Source organism: Kosakonia sp. HypNH10, from assembly GCF_029850615.1.
Taxonomy (GTDB): Bacteria; Pseudomonadota; Gammaproteobacteria; order Enterobacterales; family Enterobacteriaceae; genus Kosakonia; species Kosakonia cowanii.
In genome coordinates this window covers 872,569-888,564 of the sequence record NZ_JAOTIU010000001.1, presented here as the reverse complement: position 1 = coordinate 888,564, position 15,996 = coordinate 872,569, and the positions used below count along the sequence as shown (strand labels likewise).

Annotated in this window: 15 protein-coding genes and 1 pseudogene; 8 read left to right on the top strand and 8 right to left on the bottom strand. The window is 54.6% G+C overall.

Annotated elements, in window-relative coordinates; genetic code table 11:
• Positions 1-210: 210 nt before the first annotated feature.
• The gene (gene melB / locus N7V53_RS04355; protein WP_023479944.1) at positions 211-1,629 is read right to left on the bottom strand and encodes a melibiose:sodium transporter MelB; all 1,419 of its coding nucleotides are present in this window, start codon (positions 1,627-1,629) and stop codon (positions 211-213) included.
• 70 nt (positions 1,630-1,699) lie between these two features.
• Positions 1,700-3,052 carry an alpha-glucosidase/alpha-galactosidase gene (locus N7V53_RS04350; protein WP_279792283.1) on the bottom strand — a complete coding sequence of 451 codons (1,353 nt, stop codon included), beginning with the start codon at positions 3,050-3,052 and terminating at the stop codon, positions 1,700-1,702.
• A gap of 234 nt (positions 3,053-3,286) precedes the next feature.
• Between N7V53_RS04350 and melR the strand changes: the two genes are divergently transcribed.
• The 3 genes and pseudogenes from melR to N7V53_RS04335 all read left to right on the top strand — a co-directional run bounded on the left by melR (position 3,287) and on the right by N7V53_RS04335 (position 5,862).
• On the top strand, positions 3,287-4,204 hold the full coding sequence (gene melR / locus N7V53_RS04345; RefSeq protein ID WP_034813127.1) for a transcriptional regulator MelR: 918 nt from the start codon (positions 3,287-3,289) through the stop codon (positions 4,202-4,204).
• Positions 4,205-4,343: 139 nt separating this feature from the next.
• Entirely contained in the window at positions 4,344-4,607 is a 264-nt protein-coding gene (gene hipB / locus N7V53_RS04340; protein ID WP_023479979.1) for a type II toxin-antitoxin system antitoxin HipB, read from the top strand.
• Positions 4,607-5,862 (top strand): annotated as a pseudogene (locus tag N7V53_RS04335) (HipA N-terminal domain-containing protein). The gene hipB and the pseudogene N7V53_RS04335 overlap by 1 nt, the downstream one beginning before the upstream one ends.
• A gap of 484 nt (positions 5,863-6,346) precedes the next feature.
• Here N7V53_RS04335 and N7V53_RS04330 read toward each other — a convergent pair.
• Positions 6,347-7,885: a methyl-accepting chemotaxis protein gene (locus tag N7V53_RS04330; RefSeq protein WP_279792279.1), complete on the bottom strand. Its 1,539-nt coding sequence runs from the start codon at positions 7,883-7,885 to the stop codon at positions 6,347-6,349.
• 391 nt (positions 7,886-8,276) lie between these two features.
• Positions 8,277-8,531, bottom strand: coding sequence for a helix-turn-helix transcriptional regulator (locus N7V53_RS04325; protein ID WP_139965446.1), 255 nt, complete (start codon positions 8,529-8,531; stop codon positions 8,277-8,279).
• Positions 8,532-8,637: 106 nt separating this feature from the next.
• On the opposite strand from N7V53_RS04325, the gene N7V53_RS04320 reads away from it, so the two are divergent.
• Positions 8,638-8,865, top strand: coding sequence for a helix-turn-helix transcriptional regulator (locus tag N7V53_RS04320; protein ID WP_128483415.1), 228 nt, complete (start codon positions 8,638-8,640; stop codon positions 8,863-8,865).
• 45 nt (positions 8,866-8,910) lie between these two features.
• On the top strand, positions 8,911-9,354 hold the full coding sequence (locus N7V53_RS04315) for a DUF943 family protein (RefSeq protein ID WP_279792274.1): 444 nt from the start codon (positions 8,911-8,913) through the stop codon (positions 9,352-9,354).
• Positions 9,355-9,387: 33 nt separating this feature from the next.
• Here N7V53_RS04315 and N7V53_RS04310 read toward each other — a convergent pair whose 3' ends face one another.
• The 3 genes from N7V53_RS04310 to N7V53_RS04300 are packed head-to-tail and all read right to left on the bottom strand — an operon-like array spanning position 9,388 to position 11,227.
• Positions 9,388-9,930: an acireductone dioxygenase gene (locus N7V53_RS04310; RefSeq protein WP_124969185.1), complete on the bottom strand. Its 543-nt coding sequence runs from the start codon at positions 9,928-9,930 to the stop codon at positions 9,388-9,390.
• The gene (gene mtnC / locus N7V53_RS04305; RefSeq protein WP_279792270.1) at positions 9,927-10,616 is read right to left on the bottom strand and encodes an acireductone synthase; all 690 of its coding nucleotides are present in this window, start codon (positions 10,614-10,616) and stop codon (positions 9,927-9,929) included. The genes N7V53_RS04310 and mtnC overlap by 4 nt, the downstream gene beginning before the upstream one ends.
• Entirely contained in the window at positions 10,613-11,227 is a 615-nt protein-coding gene (locus N7V53_RS04300; RefSeq protein WP_279792269.1) for a methylthioribulose 1-phosphate dehydratase, read from the bottom strand. Before N7V53_RS04300 ends, mtnC begins: the two co-directional genes overlap by 4 nt.
• A gap of 116 nt (positions 11,228-11,343) precedes the next feature.
• Here N7V53_RS04300 and N7V53_RS04295 point away from each other — a divergent pair, with 116 nt between their 5' ends.
• Entirely contained in the window at positions 11,344-12,504 is a 1,161-nt protein-coding gene (locus N7V53_RS04295) for a pyridoxal phosphate-dependent aminotransferase (protein ID WP_279792267.1), read from the top strand.
• 4 nt (positions 12,505-12,508) lie between these two features.
• Here N7V53_RS04295 and dsbG read toward each other — a convergent pair whose 3' ends face one another.
• Positions 12,509-13,255, bottom strand: coding sequence for a thiol:disulfide interchange protein DsbG (dsbG, locus tag N7V53_RS04290; RefSeq protein ID WP_279792265.1), 747 nt, complete (start codon positions 13,253-13,255; stop codon positions 12,509-12,511).
• 364 nt (positions 13,256-13,619) lie between these two features.
• Between dsbG and ahpC the strand changes: the two genes are divergently transcribed.
• Together ahpC and ahpF are read left to right on the top strand one after the other, a co-directional pair.
• Positions 13,620-14,183, top strand: a complete 564-nt coding sequence (gene ahpC / locus N7V53_RS04285; RefSeq protein WP_023479935.1) for an alkyl hydroperoxide reductase subunit C — start codon at positions 13,620-13,622, stop codon at positions 14,181-14,183.
• A gap of 180 nt (positions 14,184-14,363) precedes the next feature.
• Positions 14,364-15,926, top strand: coding sequence for an alkyl hydroperoxide reductase subunit F (gene ahpF, locus N7V53_RS04280; RefSeq protein WP_023479972.1), 1,563 nt, complete (start codon positions 14,364-14,366; stop codon positions 15,924-15,926).
• Positions 15,927-15,996: the final 70 nt, after the last annotated feature.

Here is a 15,996-nt window from a genome sequence, read left to right as displayed (position 1 = left end):
GCGCTTATCGGGCCTACGGGGAGCGTTGGTCGGATAAGGTCCGATGCATTGCCCGATGGCGCTGCGCTTATCGGGCCTACGGGAGCGTTGGTCGGATAAGGTCCGATGCATTGCCCGATGGCGCTACGCTTATCGGGCCTACGGGAGCGTTGGTCGGATAAGTGCGTAGGCCGGATAAGGCGTTAGCCGCCATCCGGCAATAACGCGCACTTACGCCTGCACCCGGTCGCCTACCACCGGCGGCGTCTGCGGTGCATTGGCCTTGCCGACGTGGCGATACTTATCCAGCAGATGGATCTGGATGCGGCGCAGCATATCGCCATTGAGTTTGTAGAAGCGGAAGTAGACCAGCAGCGAGATGACGAAGAAGCAGGCGGGGAGCGCCAGCATAATCAGCTGCATGCCCATTAAGGTGCTGGCAGACTGCGCCACGTTCGGCACATAACCAATCACCCCGAGCACCACGGCGATAAAGTAAGCTGCAAAGGCCGCGCCCGCTTTCACCACCAGCGTCTGCACCGAGTAGGCGATGCTCTCACAGCGCACATTGAGTTTGTATTCGCCGTAATCGACGGTGTCGGCAACCATAATTACCTGGAGCACCCAGAAGAAGGCCTTGCCGATGCTGAACAGCACGCCCGCCAGCAAAATCACCCACGCGTGGGTCTGACCCAGCAGCGCCATCCACAGCAGCACGCCGCCGCTGATAATTGGCAGCACCGACGCGCCCGCCCAGAGTACGCGGCGCGAGAAGAGTTTTACCAGCTTCGGGAAGAGCATCAGGATCAGCAGGTTCGCAACTCCGGCATAAGACATGTAGTAGGGGAAGAGGTCGACATCGCCAATCACATAGGTGAAGTAGTAGATCGCAAAACCTTCGATGACGTTGGCTGCGGTGTTGTAGGCCAGCGCCATCACCAGCAGACAGGCGAGCTGATCGTTCTTAATAATCAGTTGCAGCATCGCTTTCAGGTTCATTGGCGCGCTCTGTTCGCCGCCCTGTTTATCAGAGGAGTAGACCTCATGCACATTGCGCAGGGTGACGATGGTCGAGAGGATAAAGAAGGCGATCAGCACTAGCGTCAGCATCTGAAAGCCAAACCCGCGATCCGCTCCGCCGACGGCGTTCACAAACGGCAGCGCGATCCCTGCGGTGACAAACCCGGCGAGGCTGGCGAAAAAGCGCGGGTAGGGCACCAGCTGTTCGCGCTCGCGCTTGTCCAGGGTGATGGTCGGCACCAGCGACCAGAACGGCACATCCATAATCGTGTAGGTGAAGCCCCACAGAAGATAGGTCGCCCACACCCACACCAGCTGCGTGGTACCGGTAAAGTGGTGGGCGCTGAAGAGCATATAGAGCACCAGCGAGTTGGTCAGCGTGCCGACTAAAATCCACGGCTTGAATTTGCCCCAGCGCGTGCGGGTGCAGTCGACTATCCAGCCCATGATTGGGTCGGCCAGCGCGTCGAGAATGCGCGCCACCAGAAAGAGCGTGCCGACCATGCCGACCGACAGGCCGACAATATCGGTGTAGTAATACATCAAGTACATGTAGACGATGCCGATCGCAAAATCCTTACCAAATGCACCAAATCCGTAGCTGAGCTTTGTTGTGATTGAAATACTCATAGGGTACCGATTGCCTCTTTCAGTGTCGGAAGGGTTGCAAAACCGCCGGGCGCGCGGCCCGGCTAATGCGTTAGCGATGCAGCCACGCGGGCAGCCACTCGCCGTGGCTTGCGATCAGGTCATCCACCAGCGCATAGATTTCATCGATACCAAGCACCGCCGCAGTGTGCGGGTCCATCAGCGCGGCGTAATAGACATAATCCCGGTTTTCGGTCAGCACTGCTTCGGTGAGCAGCGTCTGCACATTGATGTTGGTCTGCATCATCGCCGCAAGATGGGCGGGCAGCTTGCCGGCTTTGGTTGGCTGAATGCCGTTAGCATCGACCAGGCAGGGCACTTCGACGCAGCACCCTTCCGGCAGGTTGTCGATCAGGCCATCGTTGCGCACGTTGCCATAGATTACGCTCGGCTCGCCGGTCCAGATGGCGTTCATAATGGTGCTGGCATACTCCCGCGAGGCTTTCACCTCAATGCGATCGGCGGTTTTGTACTCCGCCAGCTCCTTCTGCCAGGTTTCCAGCTGTTCCACGCAGCGTTTCGGGTACTCATCGAGCGGCACCTGGTAGCGTTCAAGTAAATCCTCGCGTCCCGGCTTGATAAACCACGGCGTATATTCAGCAAAGTGTTCCGAGGATTCGGTAACGAAGTAGCCGAGCTTTTTGAACATCTCATAGCGCACAATGTTCTGGCAGCGCGGGTTGCCGTGCATGTTTGGCTTCGGTGCGCGTTTCTCGTCCCAGGCCTGCAACAATTCGGGATAGAGGCTGACATAGCTGCCATCCGGCTGCTTTTTCTCCAGCGACAGGTAAAAGGCCATATGGTTGATCCCGGCGCAGCGGTAGCGCAACGAGGCCGGGTCGAGATCGAGATCGCGCGCCAGTTCTTCCGCGGTGCCCTGCACCGAGTGGCACAGCCCAACCTGCTTGATATGCGGGTAGCGGGCATAGATCGCCCAGGTGTTCATCGCCATCGGGTTGACGTAGTTCAAAAGCGTCGCGTTCGGGCAGACGTCGGTCATATCCTCACAAATCTGCCACAGGTGAGGGATGGTGCGCAGGGCGCGCATGATGCCGCCGGGGCCGAGGGTATCTGCGATGGTCTGCTCAAGACCGTGGCGTTTACACACTTCAAAATCGGTGACGGTGCAGGGTTCGTAGCCGCCAATCTGGAACGCGACGACCACAAAATCGGCCTCTTTTAACGCCGTTTTTTGATCCGTATGGCAAGTGATGTTCCCGTAAGCGCCGACCGAATCCATCAGTTTGCGCACCACGATGTGCGACTCCTCAAGGCGCGTGGCATCAATATCCATCAGCGCTACCTGCGCGTTTTTCAGTGCCGGGCGCTGAAAGACGTCGCCGAGGATGTTTTTGACAAACACCGTTGAACCGGCGCCGATAAAGGTGATTTTTGGTACAGACATGAACCTTTCTCCCAGATGTGGTTGTACGTTCTGAGCGTGGCACGGCAGGCCTGCGCCATCTGCCTTCTTCCCGGCGGGAGATTCCCGAAAACTCAGATCGCGTAATGCGCCGCGCGCGATCTGAGTTTCCGGGAGAAAATGGGCGCTTAAGCAGAGTTAATGGCAACGGCTTTCACTAAACTAGAGCAGGTGAGGGCGCGGTGAAGCGCGAAAGTGATGATGCGGGAAGGATCGATGGCAAAAGAACTTATCAGAGCAGATATGTGCAGCGGGGATGAGAAAACCACGCGCGGCCCGCTGTCGCTCTACTCCGAATACCAGCGCATGGAGATTGAGCTGCGCGCGCCGCTGGCGATGCCCGCCAGCCACTGGCACGGACAGGTGGAAGTAAATGTGCCGTTTGATGGCGACGTCGAGTACCTGATCAATAACGAAGTGGTGCGCATTAAGCAGGGGTATATCACCCTGTTCTGGGCCTGTACCCCGCACCAGCTAACGCGCCCCGGCGACTGTACGCAGATGGCGATTTTCAACCTGCCGATGCACCTGTTTCTCTCGTGGCCGCTGGATCGTGAACTGATCAACCACGTCACCCACGGCATGGTGATCAAATCCCTCGCTGCCCAGCAGCTGAGCGCGTTTGAAGTGCAGCGCTGGCAGAATGAGCTCAACAGCGACAACGAGCAGCTGCGCCAGCTGGCGATTGAGGAGATCGCCCTGATGCTCAAGCGCTTTAGCCTCTCCGGCTGGCAGCCGATCCTCGTCAATAAAACCTCGCGCACCCATAAAAACAGCGTCTCGCGCCATGCGCAGTTTTACGTCAGCCAGATGCTGGAGTTTATTGCGGTCAATTACGATCAGGTGCTGACGATTAACGCCATTGCCGAGCATGTGAAGCTCAATCCCAACTATGCGATGGGCATTTTTCAGCGCGTGATGCAGCTGACCATGAAGCAGTACATCACCGCCATGCGTATCAACCATGTCCGCGCGCTGCTAAGCGATACCGATAAAACGATCCTTGATATCGCGCTCACCGCCGGGTTCGGCTCCAGCAGCCGCTTTTACAGCACCTTTCAGAAGTATGTCGGCATGCCGCCGCAGAAATACCGCAAGCTCAGCCAGCTGCGACGCCAGCAGCATGCGGGGTGAAAGGGCGTTTATCCCCACTAAGGGATATTGAGAGAAATATCCCTTAGTGGGGATAATGGCGACGTTGACAATATCCCCTCCAGGGTATAAAACGCTTTTTATCCCTTACTGCGGATAATCTGCGAAAAACGAGACGCCTATGACCACGCCAGCGATCTACAGCCCGGTACAACTTGCCAATGCCATGAAGCTTATCCGCCAGAAAAATGGCTGGACGCAAAATGATCTGGCCCAACGGATTGGTATCAAGCAGGCCACGATCTCGAACTTCGAAAATAACCCCGATAAAACCACGCTGACGACCCTGTTTAAAATTCTCCAGTCCCTTGAGATGTCATTAATTTTGCAAGAGAAAAAGGAAGCAGGCGTCGATAACCTCCATCAACAGGATCTGGACTGGTAATGCGCAAGTTAAGTACATGGATGAACAACGAACGCGTCGGCGAGTTGACGAAGCAAAGCAACGGCGCGCATACGTTCAAATATGATGAGAGCTGGCTGCAAAGCGCACGCGCACGGCCTCTCTCGTTATCATTACCGCTACAGTTTGGTGCCATCACCTCTGACGCCGTCTTTAACTACTTTGATAACCTGCTCCCCGATAACCCGCGTGTGCGCGATCGCATCGTGAAGCGTTATCACGCTGCCTCTAAACAACCTTTTGATCTGCTGGCAGAGATTGGCAGAGACAGCGTTGGCGCGGTGACATTACTGCCTCCTGAGGAGGAGAGTGCTTCCCGGGCATTAAGCTGGACAACGCTTGATGGGCCGAGGCTGGAAAAAGTGCTGACCGCCTATCAGGCTGATATTCCGCTGGGCATGATTGAGGATGAAGATGATTTCAGGATTTCAGTTGCGGGCGCGCAGGAGAAAACAGCGCTGTTAAAAATAGAAGATGCATGGTGCATTCCAAAAGGCATGACCCCCACAACCCACATCATTAAGTTACCGATTGGCGAAATTCGCCAGCCGAATGCGACGCTGGATTTAAGCGAGAGCGTCGATAACGAATTCTTTTGCTTAGCGCTGGCCAGGGCGTTGGGTTTCGCCGTGCCGCTAGCGGAAATTGTTCGCGCGGGCGCGATCCGGGCGCTGGCCGTTGAGCGCTTCGACAGGCGCTGGGGCTGCCCTCTTCCCTGAAGTATGAAGCGGATAACGGCCCGGGGATTGCAAGAATTATGTCGTTGCTGTCCGGTTCGCGTGACGCGCTAAAAGATCGTTATGATTTTATGAAGTTTCAGGTTTTTCAGTGGCTGATGGGCGCTACAGACGGCCATGCAAAAAACTTCTCGATCTTTATTTATGCCGGCGGAAGCTACAGCCTTACGCCTTTCTACGACATTATTTCGGCGTTTCCTCTACTCGGTGGCACGGGGTTACATATGAGTGACCTGAAGCTGGCCATGAGCCTGAAGGCGACGAAAGGCCGGAAAACGGCTATTGATAAAATCTTGCCGCGTCACTTTCTGGCAACCGCCAAAGAGGTCAATTTCCCCCAGCAATATATGGAAGAGATCCTGCACTCTTTCGCGGAAAACCTGCCGACAGCCCTTGAGCGAGCAAGGCTCTCTCTGCCGGAAGATTTTTCTTCGCGCGTAGAAAAAGCGATATCGGCAAATGTGCTCAGGTTACATGCAAGGCTGGTTAAACATCTTTAATTTGCTGTGCGCTCAGGTGAGCCGGACGCACTGCCCGATGACGCTGCGCTTATCGGGCCTACAAAATGCCGGAGTGATGTTGGGCACCATCCGGCGGGTGTTGCGTAGGCCGGATAAGGCGTGAGCCGCCATCCGGCGCACTGCCCGATGGCGCTACGCTTATCGGGCCTACGGTTATGCCGGAATAATGTTGGGCACCACCCGGCGGGTGTTGCGTAGGCCGGATAAGGCGTGAGCCGCCATCCGGCGCATTGCCGATGGCGCTGCGCTTATCGGGCCTACGGATATGCCGGAATAATGTTGGGCATTATCCGGCGGGGAATTACGTAGGCTGGATAAGGCGTGAGCCGCCATCCGGCGCATTGTCCGATGGCGCTGCGCTTATCGGGCCTACAAAAATGCCGGAGTGATGCTGGGCATCATCCGGCGGGGAATTACGTAGGCCGGATAAGGCGTTAGCCGCCATCCGGCAATGGCTTTCAGGTTACAGCTTAAAGGCGTTCACATCATTCAACAGCTTGCCGGCCTGGTGGCTGAGGGAGTTGGCGGCGGTGGCCATCTCTTCCACCATCGCGGCGTTCTGTTGCAGGTTGCCTTCCATCTGGCTGACGGCGACGTTAACCTGCTCAATACCGTAGCTCTGCTCGGTGGATGAGTTATTCACCTGGTTTATCAGCACTGTGGTTTCATCCACTGCGCCGAGGGCATCGTTCATGCGCGTGGTGACATTGGCGGCGTAATTCACCCCCTGGCCGACATTCTTAATCGCTTCATCAATCAGACCACGAATATCGCGCGCTGCAACGGATGAGCGCTGAGACAGCGATCGCACTTCGCCTGCTACCACCGCAAAGCCTTTACCTTGCTCACCCGCGCGGGCGGCTTCAACGGCGGCGTTAAGCGCCAGGATATTGGTCTGGAACGCAATGCCGTCAATGATGTCTGTAATTTCCGAAATCTTCGCGGAAGAAGCCGAAATATCATCAATCGATTTTTGCAGCGAACTGAGTTCGCGGTGGCTCTCATTGACCATCGTCTGCACGCGGCCGATATAGGTGTTCGCCTCTTTGGCGTTGTCCATATTGTGTTTCACTGTTACCGACAGCTCATTCATGCTGGCTGCGGTCTGCTCCAGCGACGACGCCTGCGACTCGGTGCGCGAAGAGAGGTCATCATTGCTTTTGGCGATCTCGCTGGCGGCGGTATCTACTTCGTTACTGGCATCTTTTACGCTGGCTAATACGTGGCGGATTTTATCCGTCAGCGCGTTAAAACTTGCTGCCGTCGCGCCGAGTTCATCGTTATTATTCAGCGCCACTTTATGGGTTAAATCGAGGGAGCGGCTGATTAATCCCATGCTCTCCTGCAAACTTTTTAAGCCCTTACTTAAGTAGCGCAGAATAACCGTGGCGAATACCGCGACCAGCGCAACCAGAAAGACAATCGTGCCCACTAACAGCCAGAAGGTATTGATATATTGCGTATGGTTATTTTCGGCATACTCTTTCGCAATACTGTAATTATGCGCCAGCATCTCTTTTAAACCGGCACTTAATGCCACTGATGCATTGGCAGTAACACCACCGTCAGAGACCATCAGACGCGCCGCTTCTATTCCCTGGTTATGGTAGGTATCAGACATAGCCTCGGTTTTTTGCACATAATCATCAAAAATATCACGCGTTTTTTTCAGTAATTGGCCGTCGACGGGATCGCTGACCAGATTGGCCTGGTACTCATCAAAGATCTGGCGAGTTTTATTTAACTCATCTTTCGCCTGCGCCATATGTTTGGTAAACACCGCTTCATCGGTCACCAGCAGCGACATCAGGATCTGGCGTCTTGCCTCTTCGCGGTGCTGCACCGCTTCGCTCAGCTTGCTGATGCTCGGCAGACTATTTGACACAACATAGTCAAAACGGGTTTGCGCATTATCTAATGCCCTGATGCTTAATCCGCCCAGCACAAGCATCGCAATAAAGGTGATGGCAAAAACAATAATTAACTTTCTTAAAATAGTCATAACGGCCTCAGGTGCAATCCATATCCAATGCGGATGCTATTTTTATCGGCGACTAAAGTGAAACCTTCAGCCAGAACATTATAAAAAGAAGAGTCTTTTAAGCCTTTTTTGATCTGGACACGGATTGCGGAGGAATAATGATTAAATACAAAGGTTAATAAAGCTAAATAAATGTGTTGTGAATGCTTTATATAATATATTCCGCCTGCTTTTATGATGGCTTATGGATATATTGTACATTCTAAATCTTTATTGGCTTGAGAGTTTAGTGTGTATAAATTCTTATTAATTTAAACTTAATAATAAAGTTGGAAAATCAAAAGAGTGACTGAATAGACTACTGCCCAAAAATTGGGCAGTAGGAAGAAAACCTCTGTTTTATATCCAACGCTTAGCAAGGAATCTGACGCAAACGACGCCTGATTTTGTTCCCTTGAGCATCTTTGTAGCGCTCCGGCCAGATGGCGTCGGGAGTGAGATCGAGAGCATGGGCAATGATGTATTCACCCTTCGGCCAGGGGCGATACAAGGTGTTAGCTAACGTTGACGATGATAATCCTGCTGAACGCGATAACGCCGCCAGGCTCATCCCGCGCTTTTTCAGCGCGGCGAGAATGTCAGCATGGTGCCAGTTCTGATGTTCCATAGTGTTCTCCTTACACGTGGCTGTTATGCACTCAATTATCCTGTTTTGGGATAAAATGGCAATGGGTAGATATTCGATTTCAGGATATTTTTAAGGGATCGAATTTATGGCTTCTGTCTACTCAGACGAGTACCAGCGCGTTATCGCGGCACTTAAGCAAGCGCGTAAAGCGCAGGGCATCACGCAGATGCAGCTTGCTGAGGCGCTCGGGCGACCACAATCCTTTATCGCCAAAATCGAGAGCGGCGAAAGGAGGCTGGATGTGGTGGAGTTTGTACATCTGGCGAGGTTGGTGGGGCTGGCGGTGGAAGACGTACTAAAAATCATTAAGTGAATGGCATGACACAAGATTCATTGCCCCTCCATATGGAGTTTTTGCATGAAAAAGGGAATATCGATTTGCTGCTTTATGGCGGGTGCTTTACTCATTTTTTACTATGTATTCATCACCGTTCCCGTAAAAATCATTGCCATTCATAAAGATAACTACGCCCCGGTTGTTGTCGTTGACCAGTTGCCACTATCAGATGCGAAGAAAATTGCGTGGTGGCGGGATGAAAGCAAAAATATCCTCGCCAACGAAGATGACGCGCAAATCCATAATCGCGCTTTGAATTACTACATCTACCGTTTTGGCGAAGGCTATCAGGAGTCAGGCAAAGAGGATCGCCTCTGTTTCGACGATATGAAGGAACCAAAGAATTGCCTTGATAAAGATATTTTAATGATTGTCCGTTACCGAAAAAATGGCGATATCCAGTTCGATATTGATGACGATGCGTACATTCTCAGGCAAAGCGGTGGGCTGAAGAAGGTCGATTAAAAGATTAAAGGCTCCCTGCGGAGCCTTTTTTGTTTACGCCAACCTTGGATACCCGTCCGCAATCGCATCACCGGTAAACTGCGCGATCCATCCCTCGGGATTATCAAAAATCCTGATCGCCGTGAAGTTGGGTTCTGAACCCATATCAAACCAGTGCGGTGTGCCGGCGGGGACGGAGATAAGGTCGTTCTTCTCGCACAGCACCTGGTAGACTTCGTTGCCGATATGCAGGCAGAAGAGCCCGGCACCTTCAACGAAGAAACGCACTTCATCTTCGCCGTGGGTGTGTTCGCTGAGGAACTTGCTGCGCAGCGCCTCTTTTTGCGGGTTGTCGGCGCGCAGGCTGATCACATCCCAGCTCTGGTAGCCTTTCTCCTCCACCAGCTTGTCGATAGCGTGCTGATAGGCGTTGATCACCGTTTCCGGTGTTGGGTTAGCGCCCAAATCGCGGTCGGCCTGCCAGCGCTCAAAGCGCACCGCTTTCGCATTCAGCTTCTGCTGAATCTCTGTGGCGTCGGTGCTGTGCCATACCGGCGTGCTGGCATCGGTGTCGGTGTAAATCGTCAGTGCGCTCATGAGGGGATCTGCTCCGGCTTGATGGTGCTGAATGAGTTAACCTGGTGATGATGGCTGGCTGCGTCATCATCATCGCGAATCAGTTGCGTGGTGCGAAAACCGGCCTCTTCGGCAGCGTCCAGCTCCTGATGAATATCGGAGAGGAAGAGAATAGAAGAGGGCGGGAGCGCAAGCTGTGCGGCGATATTGCGATAGGATTGCACTTCGCGCTTCGCACCGACCAGCGTGTCAAAATAGCCGCTGAAGAGATGAGTAATATCACCTTCGTCGCTGTAGCCAAATAACAGTTTTTGCGCAGCAACGGAGCCAGAGGAATATACATAGAGATCAATGCCCTGCGCTTTCCAGTTCTCCAGCGCGGGCAGTACGTCCGGGTAGAGATGGCCGGTAAAATCGCCGTTCACGTAGCCATCGCGCCAGATAATGCCCTGAAGTGCTTTTAACGCCGTCGATTTGCGGTCTTCATCCATAAATGAAAACAGGACTTCGATAAGCTCGGCGCTGGTGGCGTTCGGCTGCGCAATCTCTTCTCGCAGATTATCAAGAATAGTATTGACCGGCTCCTGGTACTGCTGCGCGGTGACAAAACCCGCCAGCCGCTCGCGGGCGTAGGGGAAGAGAACGTTGTGCACAAAGCGGATATCGCTGGTGGTGCCTTCTATATCGGTGACAATCGCGCGGATCATAATCTCTCCAGCAGTCGGCGTTGCAATTCGCATTCAAATAAAAACTCCAGCCCTTCGAGGTGGCGGCGCGCTTCGGCGACGTCGCGCCCCCAGCAGGTTAACCCGTGGCCGCGCAGCAGAAAACCATAACGTAACGGGTTTGATTCGGCATAAGTGGCGATGCGCCCGGCGAGCGCGTCGATATCCTGATCATTGTCGAAAATAGCAATCGGCACGCTATCGAGGTGCGTCTGCTGCCCGCTGAGGGATTTTTGCATCTCATACCCGCTCAGTTGCAGCGCGGCGCTTTTCTCCACCCGCGACAGCACGGTGGCGTTGACGGTGTGCACATGCAGCACCGCGTTAGCGTCAGGGTAGAGGCGGTAAATCAGGGTATGGAGACCGGTTTCGGCGGAGGGCTTGCGCCCGGATGGCGCATGGTTATCGGCGATGGAAACCTGCAAAAAATCCTCCGGCGTCAGGCTGCCTTTATCTTTGCCGGACTCGCTCAGCCAGCACCATTCGGCACTTTGGCGCAGGGACATATTACCGCCCGTCGCGGGTGCCCACCCTTTGGCGCCGATCCAGTGGCAGGCAGAAACAAGTTGCTGGAGTTGCAGGTTGTCGGTCATCGCGTTTCCTTATCAGGAATATCGTTGTGATATAGACGTCTAAGCGTCTTGATTGCCAAATACTAGCATCGTGTTATAGTGGCGGCAACTTGAGTCTCGACAGCAGGCACGAAAAGATGCGCAATAACCCTTTGATTCCTGAGAGTAAACTCCCCGCTTTAGGCACTACCATATTCACGCAAATGAGCGCGCTCGCCCAGCAACATCAGGCGATTAATCTTTCACAAGGCTTCCCGGATTTTGACGGCCCGCGCTATTTGCAGGAGCGGCTGGCGTATCACGTTGCGCAGGGCGCAAATCAATATGCGCCGATGACCGGCGTGCAGGCATTGCGCGAAGCGATTGCCGAGAAAACGGCAGCGCTTTATGGCCATCAGCCAGACGTGAACAGCGACATTACCGTCACCGCCGGGGCGACGGAAGCGCTCTATGCGGCGATCACTGCGCTGGTGCGCGAGGGCGATGAGGTTATCTGTTTCGATCCGAGCTACGACAGCTACGCGCCTGCGGTTGAGCTTTCTGGCGGGGTGCTGAAGCGCATCGCCCTGCAACCACCGCACTTTCGCGTTGACTGGCAGGCTTTTGCCGCGCGGCTCAGCGATCGTACCCGGCTGGTGATCGTTAATACGCCGCACAACCCGTCGGCGACGGTGTGGCAGGAGGCAGATTTTGCCGCGCTGTGGCAGGCGATTGGTGATCGTGAGATCTACGTGCTGAGCGATGAAGTCTACGAGCATATCTGCTTTGCCGACGGCGGCCATGCCAGCGTGCTGAAGCATCCGCAACTGCGCGAGCGCGCGGTTGCAGTATCTTCGTTTGGCAAAACCTATCATATGACCGGCTGGAAAGTGGGGTACTGCATTGCGCCTGCCGCCATCAGCGCCGAGCTGCGCAAAGTGCACCAGTATTTAACCTTTTCGGTGAACACCCCGGCGCAGCTGGCGCTGGCTGATATGCTGCGCGCCGAGCCGCAGCACTACCGCGAGTTGCCGGAGTTTTACCGCGAACGCCGCGATGTGCTGGTCAATGCATTACGCGAGAGCAAGCTGGAGATTTTGCCCTGCGAAGGAACCTACTTTTTGCTGGCGGATTACAGCGCCATCTCCGATCTCGATGATGTCGCTTTTTGCCAGTGGCTGACGAAAGAGGTGGGCGTGGCGGCCATTCCGCTGTCGGTGTTCTGCGCCGCTCCCTTCCCGCATAAGCTGATTCGCCTCTGCTTTGCGAAACAGGAATCGACGCTGCTGGCGGCGGCAGAGCGTCTCTGCACGCTGTAACGGCTTACTTCTCGCCCATAATCGTTTTGAGCTTTTCTGCATCCGGCAGGCCGACCGCCTGCTGGAGCACATTATCTTCATTCATATAGTAGATAGCGGGTGTGGCGTTGGCCCCGAGATCGTCCATGATTTTCTGATTGAGATTGAGCGAGCGCATAATCGCCGGCGGGATGGTTTTCGGCAGCGCCAGCACCATTTTGCCGTTCGACTGCTCATACTCATGCCAGTTTTTGGCCGGATCTTTCGCGCTGAGGATCGCCGCTGCGGCCGCCGGGCTTTCCGGTTTGATTACGCCGACCATTAAGGTGCGGATCTGCACTTTGCCGGACTCCACCCACGGGCGCGCCTGCTGCCAGAACTGTTTGCAGTAGGGGCAGTAGGGGTCGGCAAAGACGTACACCACGCGCGGCGCGGTTTTTTGCCCGTCGAGGATCCAGTCTGCTTTCTCCATCCGCTGCCAGAGTTCGCGCCCGGCCGGGCCATAAAGCTCCTGATTGAACAGCTTTTCGCTGAGATTGGTGCCCGCTCCGTCATACATATAGCCAGAGATGGCGTGTTTGCCGTCCGGCGTGACGTAGATGGTGACGCCCATCTCCTGATATTTACCCAGATAGCCCTTCATACCGCCCGGCGCGTCAAAGGATTTAATGATGGTAATGCCTTGCTTTTCAATGGCTTTAACCGGCGCGGGCAGATCTTCGGCGTGCAGGGTCAGCGGCAGCAGGGTGAGCATTAACAGGCGTTTAAGCATAAAAATCCTTATCAATTCAGGGGCTAAAGGTAACAAAGGCTAAACCTATCACAGCCATAGGCAAGAGACAGGGAATAATGATTGTCGAAGTCGCAGGGGAGTGGTGTAATCAACCCTGTTTGCCGTCGACAGATGGCAGGCGTATCGCACAGCCAGCGTGCTGGCACTGAAGTCACCCGCGGGTATTTCAGATATTGAGGCCACCCGTACCGGTGGCCTTTTTACTTTTGGCTAATGTCTGTTCACAGAGTTGTTCGTTGGCGTTTGTTAGCTAACGCTTATTGATTTGATAATGCAAACGCATTAGCCGTCGTAAGCAAAGTTCGTTAACTTATGCCCCAACGAAAACACGGAGGAAGTATAGATGTCCTTAATTAACACCAAGATCAAACCTTTCAAAAACCAGGCGTTCAAAAACGGTGAATTCATCGAAGTAACCGAGAAAGATACCGAAGGCCGCTGGAGCGTCTTCTTCTTCTACCCGGCTGACTTCACCTTCGTATGCCCGACCGAACTGGGCGACGTGGCTGACCACTACGAAGAACTGCAGAAACTGGGCGTTGACGTTTACTCTGTTTCCACCGACACCCACTTCACGCACAAAGCATGGCACAGCAGCTCTGACACCATCGCGAAAATCAAATACGCGATGATCGGCGACCCGACTGGTGCCCTGACCCGTAACTTCGAAATCATGCGTGAAGACGAAGGTCTGGCAGACCGCGGTACCTTCATCGTTGACCCGCAGGGCATCATCCAGGCTATCGAAGTGACCGCTGAAGGCATCGGCCGTGACGCATCTGATCTGCTGCGTAAAATCAAAGCGGCTCAGTATGTTGCTTCTCACCCAGGCGAAGTGTGCCCGGCTAAGTGGAAAGAAGGCGAAGCGACCCTGGCTCCGTCCCTGGACCTGGTTGGCAAAATCTAAATTTCCGGCGGCGCAAAGTCTCTCCCGGTCTGCAAACGTAGGCCGGGTAAGCGTAGCGCCACCCGGCGTAAAACGGGTGCAATGCACCCGTTTTTCTTCCACACACCATGATTCAAGTTGCATCCAGGCGGCTCCAATGAGGCAGCTTGCATGATGATGTTTTAAGAGAAGGATACCGACATGCTCGACACTACAATGAAAACCCAGCTCAAGGCTTATCTTGAGAAACTGACCAAGCCTGTTGAGTTGATCGCGACGCTGGATGACAGCGCAAAATCTAATGAGATCAAAGAGCTGCTGGGCGAAATCGCCGAGCTCTCTGACAAAGTGACCTTTAAAGAGGACAACACCCTGGCGGTGCGTAAGCCCTCGTTCCTGATCACCAACCCAGGCTCGCACACTGGCCCGCGCTTTGCTGGCTCTCCGCTGGGGCATGAATTTACTTCGCTGGTGCTGGCGCTGCTGTGGACCGGCGGTCATCCGTCGAAAGAAGCGCAGGCGCTGCTGGAGCAGATCCGCGATATCGACGGCGACTTCGAATTCGAGACTTACTACTCGCTCTCCTGCCACAACTGCCCGGACGTGGTGCAGGCGCTGAACCTGATGTCGGTGCTGAACCCGCGCATCAAGCACACGGCGATTGACGGCGGCACCTTCCAGAACGAAATCACCGATCGTAACGTGATGGGCGTTCCGGCGGTCTACGTTAACGGTCAGGAGTTTGGTCAGGGTCGTATGACGCTGACAGAGATCGTGGCGAAAATTGATACCGGCGCGGAAAAACGTGCGGCGGAAGAGCTGAACAAACGTGACGCTTACGATGTGCTGATTGTTGGCTCCGGCCCGGCCGGCGCAGCGGCCTCCGTCTACTCTGCCCGTAAAGGCATTCGTACCGGTCTGATGGGCGAACGCTTCGGCGGCCAGGTGCTGGATACCGTTGATATCGAAAACTACATCTCCGTGCCAAAAACCGAAGGCCAGCAGTTTGCGGGTGCCCTGAAAGCGCACGTTGCGGATTATGATGTTGACGTGATTGACAGCCAGAGCGCCAGCAAGCTGGTTCCGGCGTCGGTTGAAGGCGGCCTGCATCAGATTGAAACCGCGTCTGGCGCGGTGCTGAAAGCGCGTACCGTCATCATTGCGACCGGTGCGAAATGGCGCAACATGAACGTGCCGGGCGAAGATCAGTATCGCACCAAGGGCGTGACCTACTGCCCGCACTGCGACGGCCCGCTGTTTAAAGGCAAGCGCGTGGCGGTGATCGGCGGCGGTAACTCCGGCGTCGAAGCAGCTATCGATCTCGCCGGGATTGTTGAACACGTAACGCTGCTGGAGTTTGCTCCGGAGATGAAAGCGGATCAGGTGTTGCAGGATAAAGTTCGCAGCCTGAAGAACGTCGATATCGTTCTGAACGCGCAGACCACCGAAGTGAAAGGCGACGGCACCAAAGTGACCGGCCTTGAGTACCGCGACCGCGTGAGCGGCGATGTACATCAGGTTGCGCTGGCGGGGATCTTCGTTCAGATCGGTCTGCTGCCGAACACCACCTGGCTGGAAGGCGCGATTGAGCGCAACCGCATGGGCGAAATCATTATCGACGCCAAATGCGAAACCAGCGTGAAAGGCGTGTTCGCGGCGGGCGACTGCACCACGGTGCCGTACAAACAGATCATTATCGCTACCGGCGAAGGTGCCAAAGCGTCACTGAGCGCGTTTGATTACCTGATCCGTACCAAAGCGTAAGTAAAAATAAGAAAGTAAGAGTCACCTGCATATAAAAAGCTGCCGCAAGGCAGCTTTTTTTTGTCCGGAT

Coding starts and splice junctions, on each gene's coding strand:
- hipB (WP_023479979.1), top strand. CDS start 4,344: ATGACCACGCCAGCGATCTACAGCCCGGTACAACTTGCCAATGCCATG.
- N7V53_RS04300 (WP_279792269.1), bottom strand. CDS start 11,227: ATGACCGACAACCTGCAACTCCAGCAACTTGTTTCTGCCTGCCACTGG.
- melR (WP_034813127.1), top strand. CDS start 3,287: ATGGCAAAAGAACTTATCAGAGCAGATATGTGCAGCGGGGATGAGAAA.
- N7V53_RS04310 (WP_124969185.1), bottom strand. CDS start 9,930: ATGAGCGCACTGACGATTTACACCGACACCGATGCCAGCACGCCGGTA.
- N7V53_RS04320 (WP_128483415.1), top strand. CDS start 8,638: ATGGCTTCTGTCTACTCAGACGAGTACCAGCGCGTTATCGCGGCACTT.
- ahpC (WP_023479935.1), top strand. CDS start 13,620: ATGTCCTTAATTAACACCAAGATCAAACCTTTCAAAAACCAGGCGTTC.
- N7V53_RS04315 (WP_279792274.1), top strand. CDS start 8,911: ATGAAAAAGGGAATATCGATTTGCTGCTTTATGGCGGGTGCTTTACTC.
- mtnC (WP_279792270.1), bottom strand. CDS start 10,616: ATGATCCGCGCGATTGTCACCGATATAGAAGGCACCACCAGCGATATC.
- N7V53_RS04295 (WP_279792267.1), top strand. CDS start 11,344: ATGCGCAATAACCCTTTGATTCCTGAGAGTAAACTCCCCGCTTTAGGC.
- ahpF (WP_023479972.1), top strand. CDS start 14,364: ATGCTCGACACTACAATGAAAACCCAGCTCAAGGCTTATCTTGAGAAA.
- N7V53_RS04330 (WP_279792279.1), bottom strand. CDS start 7,885: ATGACTATTTTAAGAAAGTTAATTATTGTTTTTGCCATCACCTTTATT.
- melB (WP_023479944.1), bottom strand. CDS start 1,629: ATGAGTATTTCAATCACAACAAAGCTCAGCTACGGATTTGGTGCATTT.
- dsbG (WP_279792265.1), bottom strand. CDS start 13,255: ATGCTTAAACGCCTGTTAATGCTCACCCTGCTGCCGCTGACCCTGCAC.
- N7V53_RS04325 (WP_139965446.1), bottom strand. CDS start 8,531: ATGGAACATCAGAACTGGCACCATGCTGACATTCTCGCCGCGCTGAAA.
- N7V53_RS04350 (WP_279792283.1), bottom strand. CDS start 3,052: ATGTCTGTACCAAAAATCACCTTTATCGGCGCCGGTTCAACGGTGTTT.